Source organism: Methylorubrum podarium (genome assembly GCF_022179745.1).
GTDB classification, from domain to species: Bacteria; Pseudomonadota; Alphaproteobacteria; order Rhizobiales; family Beijerinckiaceae; genus Methylobacterium; species Methylobacterium podarium.
In genome coordinates, this window is sequence record NZ_BPRD01000040.1 from 1 (window position 1) to 5,860 (window position 5,860).

Sequence of the window (5,860 nt, forward strand, 5' to 3'; positions counted from 1 at the left end):
GCACGGAGGGTCTCTTGTCTCGCGACGGGCGGTGCGTCAGCGCGTCGTCGGCAGGAGCAGGTCCGGCAGCCAGAGGGCGATGCCCGGCACGAGGCAGAGCAGGACGATCGCCACGCCCATCAGGATCACGAAGGGCAGGGTGCCCCAGATGATGTCCTTGAGCGGGATGTCGGGGGCGATGTTCTTGATGACGAAGATGTTGAGACCCACCGGCGGGTGGATCAGCCCCATCTCCATGGTGATCGTCATCACCACGCCGAACCAGACGAGGTCGAATCCGGCGGCCTTCAGCGGCGGCAGGATGATCGGCGCCGTCATCAGGATGATCGAGACCGGCGGCAGGAAGAAGCCGAGCGCGATCACCAGGGCCAGGATCGTGGCGAGCAGGACCCAGGGCGAGAGCTGCATCGCGACGATGGCCTGCGCCGCCGCCTGGCTGATGTGGAGGTAGCTCATCACGTAGGCGTAGAGGAGCGACATGCCGATGATCAGCATCAGCATGGTCGATTCCCTGAGGGTCGCGGTCAGGATCGGGTCGAGATCGCGGAACCGCCAGACGCCGTAGATCACCGCGATCAGGGCGAGCGCCAGCAGGCCGCCGAGGCCGGCCGTCTCGGAGGGCGTGGCGTAGCCGCCGTAGAGCGCGACCATGACGCCGGTGAGCAGCACCACGAAGGGCAGCACCCGCGGCAGCGTCGAGAAGCGCTCGCGCATGCTGTAGGCGTCTTCCCGCAGGATCGGATGCTGCGCGCCGGTCTGCTCGTAGGCGTGCTTGGCCGCCGCGAATTCCGAGCGGAAGCGGAACACCGACCAGGCGGCGAACAGGGCGACCAGGAGGAAGCCCGGCCCGATCCCGGCGAGGAAGAGGCGCCCGAGCGACTGCTCGGCGGCGACCGCGTAGAGGATCATGGTGATCGAGGGCGGCAGCAGGATGCCGAGCGTGCCGCCCGCGGCGATGATCCCGGCGGCGAAGCCCGGCGAGTAGCCGCGCTTGCGCATCTCCGGGATGCCGGCGGAGCCGATCGCCGAGCAGGTGGCGGGCGAGGAGCCGGCCATCGCCGCGAACAGGGCGCAGGCGAACACGTTGGCGATGCCGAGGCCCCCGGGGATGCGGTGCATCCAGGCATGCATCGCCGAGTAGAGATCCTGGCCGGCCCGGCTCCGCCCGATCGCCGCGCCCTTCAGGATGAAGAGCGGGATCGAGAGCAGGGTGATCGAGGCCATCTCCTCGTAGACGTTCTGCGCCACCGTATCGAGCGAGGCGGCGGGCATGAACGCGTACATGAAGGCCAAGGCGACGAAGCCGAGCGCGAAGGCGATGGGGATGCCCGACAGCATGGCGCCGAGGGTCGCCCCGGCATAGAGGAAGCCGATCGCGGCGGTGCTCATGCCTTGCCTCCCGTCGTCGTGACCGGCCGAATCGGGGCCGTGGCTGTCGTGCGTCCGGTCGTCTGTCCCGTCGTCGTTCCCATGGGGTCCGGTCCCTCGGGCGTGACGTCCGGGCGGTCGTGCAGGTCGCGGTTGATGTCCGCCCCCAGGCCGATCTTCGGCTTGGCCCAGCCGGCGGCGCGGGGGCCGTAGAGGACCGCTTCGGCGATCTGCAGGACGAATTGCAGGGCGAGCAGGCTCATGCCCGCCGACATCAGCAGGTAGGGGATCCAGAGCGGCGGCCCCCAGGTCGATTGCGAGATCTGGCCGTCGACCCAGGCCTCGTGGAACAGGCTCCAGCTCTTCCAGGCGAAGAAGGTGACGAAGGCCAGTCCGACGACGTCGACGAGGACGAGGCGCACCCGGTTGACGCCCGGAGGCAGCAGGCCGGTGAGCGCCTCGATGGCGACGTGGCCGCGCTTGGCCTGGACGCCCGCCGCCGACAGGAAGGTCGCGCCGACGATGAGGAACACGGCGGTCTCGTCCTGCCACTCGGTCGGCTCGTGCAGGACGTAGCGGATCAGCACGGAGTAGCTGAGCACGAGGCAGGCGGCGACGAGCGCGACGCCGCCCAGCACCAGGATGAGGTGGTTGAGCCGGCGCGTGGTGCGGTCGATGACGCCGAGCAGGCCCGGAACCCGCGCCTCCTCGGCCTTGGGCGTCTCGGAGGCGGCCGAGGCCGCGTCGAAGGCGTGGCTCATGCGACCTTCTCCGCCAGCTTGAGCAGCTCGGCGCAGCTCGCGTTCTTGTTGGCGAAGTCCTTCCAGGCGGTGTCGCGGGCGATGTCGCGCCACTTGCCGAGCGTCGGCTCGTCGAGCTGCACGACCTTGGCGCCGGCCTTGCCGAACACCTCCTCGACGCGGGTGTCGTCGGCCTTGGCGCCCTCCTGGCCGAAGCTCTCGAGCTCGGCGCCGACCGCCATGATCAGGTCCTGCTGGTCCTTGGGCAGGCCGGAGAACACGATCTTCGACATCATGATCGGCTCCAGCATGAACCAGTAGGAGCGCTCGCGGCCCGAGGTCAGGGCCTTCGAGATCTCCTCCAGGCGGAACGAGATCAGGCTGGTGGAGGAGGTCAGCACCGCATCGCAGGCGCCGGTCTGCATCGCGGCGTAGGACTCGTTCGAGGGCAGCGAGAGCGTGGCGGCGCCCGCCTGCTTCATCATCAGGTCCATCTCGCGCGAGCCGCCGCGGACCTTCATGCCCTTGGCGTCCTCGGGCGTCAGCAGCGGGCGCTCGCGGCTCGCCACGCCGCCGGCCTGCCAGACCCAGGAGACCAGCACGATGCCCTTGGCATCCAGGATCTCGGTGAGCTTGCGGCCGACGGGTGCTTCCTTCCAGGCGACAGCCTGGGCGTAGGAGGGGACCAGCGCCGGCATCAGGCCGATATTCATCTCCGGCACCTCGCCGCCGGCATAGGGCGAGGGGTAGAGCGACAGGTCGAGCGCCCCCTTGCGCATGGCGCTGAACTGGGCGTTGGTCTTCATCAGCGAGGAGCCGGGATAGACCTGCACCTCCATCGCGCCCTTCGAGCGCTCCTTGATGGCGGCCGCGAACTTCCGGCACATCCGGTCGCGGAAATCGCCCTCGTCGATCGAGCCGCCGGGGAACTGGTGCGAGAGCTTCAGGATCGTGGCGGCCTGGGCCGAGCCGGTCCCGAGCCTGAGCAGCGCGGGCGCGGCCAGTCCGGCCGCGAGGAGGTGGCGGCGGTTCAGGGTCATGGCGTTTCCTTCCGAATACCGCTTTCGCGGAATCTCGTTCGCCCGCTTGAGGGGGCTTTTGTGCGCCGCACAATATACGTGGCTGCGCAGCATAGAATACAAGATCGCGCCATCTTGCATATTTTGTCAACGCCCTTGAATATGGATCGGCAGGAAATCGCCGATGACTCGACCGATGAACCAGACCCAGCGCCTCAGGCAGACGATCGAGGACGAGATCGTCGAGGGGCGTCTCGCCCTCGGGGCGCGCCTGGACGAGACGCAGCTCGCCGAGCGCTTCGGCGTCTCGCGCACGCCGATCCGCGAGGCGCTGCTGCAGCTGGCCGCCACCGGCCTCGTGGAGACCAAGCCGCGCCGCGGCATGGTGGTGAGCGCGCCGGAGCCGGGGCATCTCCTGGAGATGTTCGAGACGATGGCGGAGCTGGAGGCGTCCTGCGGCCGGCTCGCCGCGCGCCGCCTCACGCCCGAACTCGAGGCGGAGCTGACGGGCGCGCTCGCGGCCTGCGCCCGGGTGGCCGCGGCGGGAGATCCGGAAGCCTATTACGGCGAGAACTACGTCTTCCACACCGTGGTCTACCGCGCCTGCCGCAACGACTTCCTGTGCGGGCAGGCGCTGGCGCTGCACCGCCGGCTCTCGCCCTACCGGCGGCTGCAGCTGCGCGCCCGCCACCGGGTGGCGCAGTCGCTCGCCGAGCACGAGGCGGTCGTGGCCGCGATCCTCGCCGGCGACGGCGCCGCGGCGGCCGATCAGCTCCGCCGCCACGTGCTGATCCAGGGCGACGGATTCTCGGAGCTGGTGGCCAACCTGCGGGCGCTCGACAACAGCGCGGCTTGAACGACGCCGTCGAAGCCGTCCCTGGGTCCCGATCCCGGTGCGGGGCACGCGGTCGGGAGGCGGCGTTTCTACCGCTGGTTCTCTGGCCGAGCCGAGAGCCGGACCGTAAACTCAAGCTTTACGGCCCGTCCCAGGGGTTCTCTCGTGTTCCGCCGCCCCGTTCCCGGTGTCCTGCCCGTCGCGCTCGCCCTGACGACTCTGGCCGGTCCGCCGGCCCTCGCGCAATCCACCGGAAAGCCGGTCTACGAGGGCGCGGGCGGCGATCCGCGGATCTCGGTCTCCCAGCCCGAATCGACGAGTCAGGCCTCCGGCGGCTACGTGCGCTCGATCGAGCCTTCCCTCGGGCCGCTCGGCGATCCGTTCGGCCTGCGTCCCCTGCTGAAGGCGCGGGGCATCGAGTACAGCCTCACCTACATCGCCGAGACCCTCGGCAACCCCGTCGGCGGCATCCGCCAGGGCGCGATCGTCGAGGACCGGCTGAATCTGCGGCTCAACCTCGACCTGCAGCGGCTCGCCGGCTGGGACGGCGCCACGGTCCACGCCAACGCCTACTTCATCCACGGCACCGGCCTGTCGCGCTACTATGTCGGCAACCTGCTTGCGGCGAGCGTGATCGAGGCGCTGCCCGCCTCCCGCCTCTACGTTCTGTGGCTCGACCAGCAGCTCTTCGAGGGCAAGCTCGGCGTGCGGGTCGGCCAGCAGGCGGCCGACACCGAGTTCTTCGTCAGCCAAACCGCGACCGTGTTCGTGAACTCGACCTTCGGCTGGCCGGCGATCACCGGGCTCGACCTGCCGAGCGGCGGCCCGGCCTACCCGCTCGCGACGCCGGCAATCCGGGCCAAATACGTGCCGGGCAACGGCTTCTCGCTCCAGGCCGGGCTCTATGACGGCGACCCGGCCGGGGCCAACCGCCCCGGCGACGACCCGGAGGCACAGCGCCTCAACCGCACCGGCACCAATTTCCGCGCCCACGATCCCGCCCTCGTCGTGGCCGAGGCGACCTACGCCTACAACACGGACAAGGACGCGAAGGGCCTGCCCGGCGACATCACCCTGGGCGGCTGGCAGCATTTCGGGCGGTTCGAATCCCTGCGCTTCGACCAGACCGGCCTGCCGCTCGCCGACCCGAACGCCACCGGAATCGGCCGCCGCCTGCGCGGCAATGCCGGGATCTACGCGGTCTACGACCAGACGCTCTACCGGGAGACCGGCAAGGACGACGAGGGCCTCGGCTTCTTCCTGCGCGCGGCGTGGTCGCCGACCCGCTCCAGCCTCGTCTCCGCCTATCTCGATACCGGGCTCGCCTATAAGGGCCTGCTGGAGGGCCGCGACGACGACACGGTCGGCTTCAGCCTCGCCTATGCCCGCCTCTCCGACGATGCGCGCCGGTCCGACATCGACACCATCGTCTATACCGGCACGGCGATGCCGCGGCGGCGGGCGGAGACGGTGATCGAGGCGACCTATCAGGCGGTGGTGGTGCCGGGCTTCACCGTGCAGCCGGACGTGCAGCTGATCCTGCATCCGGGCGGCGGCATCGCCAACCCCCGCGACCCGGAGGGCCGCCGGGTGCGCAACGCCGCGGTGCTCGGCCTTCGCGCGACGGTTCAGTATTGAGGAAGGCCGGCGGCCGGGCGTTTCAGGACGTTTCTTCGAACGCCCCGCGTCGTCAGCGCCGGATAGAGGCGCCGACGTTCTCGGCGACGATCAATTCGTAGGGGATCCATTCGTAGGGCTGGACGTAATCGCCGCGGCCGAACTTTTCCGCGTTCGCCACCGCCTGGGCGCCCTGCGCGGTGGCGTTCTGCAAGACGGTGCAGGCCATGTCTCCGGCCTTGACGGCGGCGATGGCCTCCCGGCCGCCGTCGATGCCGCCC

General features: G+C 69.9%; 5 protein-coding genes and 1 pseudogene. 2 read left to right on the plus strand and 4 right to left on the minus strand.

Going from position 1 to position 5,860, the window contains the following annotated elements; all coding sequences use genetic code 11:
* Positions 1-36: 36 nt before the first annotated feature.
* Genes MFF42_RS02040 through dctP form a run of 3 tightly spaced genes read right to left on the minus strand, consistent with a single transcriptional unit; the run spans position 37 to position 3,148 of the window.
* Positions 37-1,389 (minus strand): TRAP transporter large permease, encoded by a 1,353-nt coding sequence (locus tag MFF42_RS02040; protein ID WP_238254273.1) that lies wholly within the window; start codon positions 1,387-1,389, stop codon positions 37-39.
* Positions 1,386-2,129 carry a TRAP transporter small permease gene (locus MFF42_RS02045; RefSeq protein WP_238254274.1) on the minus strand — a complete coding sequence of 248 codons (744 nt, stop codon included), beginning with the start codon at positions 2,127-2,129 and terminating at the stop codon, positions 1,386-1,388. Before MFF42_RS02045 ends, MFF42_RS02040 begins: the two co-directional genes overlap by 4 nt.
* A complete protein-coding gene (gene dctP / locus MFF42_RS02050) occupies positions 2,126-3,148 on the minus strand; it encodes a TRAP transporter substrate-binding protein DctP (RefSeq protein WP_238254276.1) in 1,023 nt (340 codons plus the stop codon). The genes MFF42_RS02045 and dctP overlap by 4 nt, the downstream gene beginning before the upstream one ends.
* A gap of 163 nt (positions 3,149-3,311) precedes the next feature.
* Between dctP and MFF42_RS02055 the strand changes: the two genes are divergently transcribed.
* The gene (locus tag MFF42_RS02055) at positions 3,312-3,983 is read left to right on the plus strand and encodes a GntR family transcriptional regulator (protein WP_238254277.1); all 672 of its coding nucleotides are present in this window, start codon (positions 3,312-3,314) and stop codon (positions 3,981-3,983) included.
* 144 nt (positions 3,984-4,127) lie between these two features.
* Entirely contained in the window at positions 4,128-5,600 is a 1,473-nt protein-coding gene (locus tag MFF42_RS02060; protein ID WP_238254279.1) for a carbohydrate porin, read from the plus strand.
* A gap of 52 nt (positions 5,601-5,652) precedes the next feature.
* Here MFF42_RS02060 and MFF42_RS02065 read toward each other — a convergent pair.
* A pseudogene (locus MFF42_RS02065) lies at positions 5,653-5,860 on the minus strand (rhizopine-binding protein); the annotation flags it as partial.

Excerpts from the sequence above, each read along its gene's own strand:
- MFF42_RS02040 (WP_238254273.1), bottom strand. The coding sequence starts at position 1,389 with ATGAGCACCGCCGCGATCGGCTTCCTCTATGCCGGGGCGACCCTCGGC.
- MFF42_RS02045 (WP_238254274.1), bottom strand. The coding sequence starts at position 2,129 with ATGAGCCACGCCTTCGACGCGGCCTCGGCCGCCTCCGAGACGCCCAAG.
- dctP (WP_238254276.1), bottom strand. The coding sequence starts at position 3,148 with ATGACCCTGAACCGCCGCCACCTCCTCGCGGCCGGACTGGCCGCGCCC.
- MFF42_RS02055 (WP_238254277.1), top strand. The coding sequence starts at position 3,312 with ATGACTCGACCGATGAACCAGACCCAGCGCCTCAGGCAGACGATCGAG.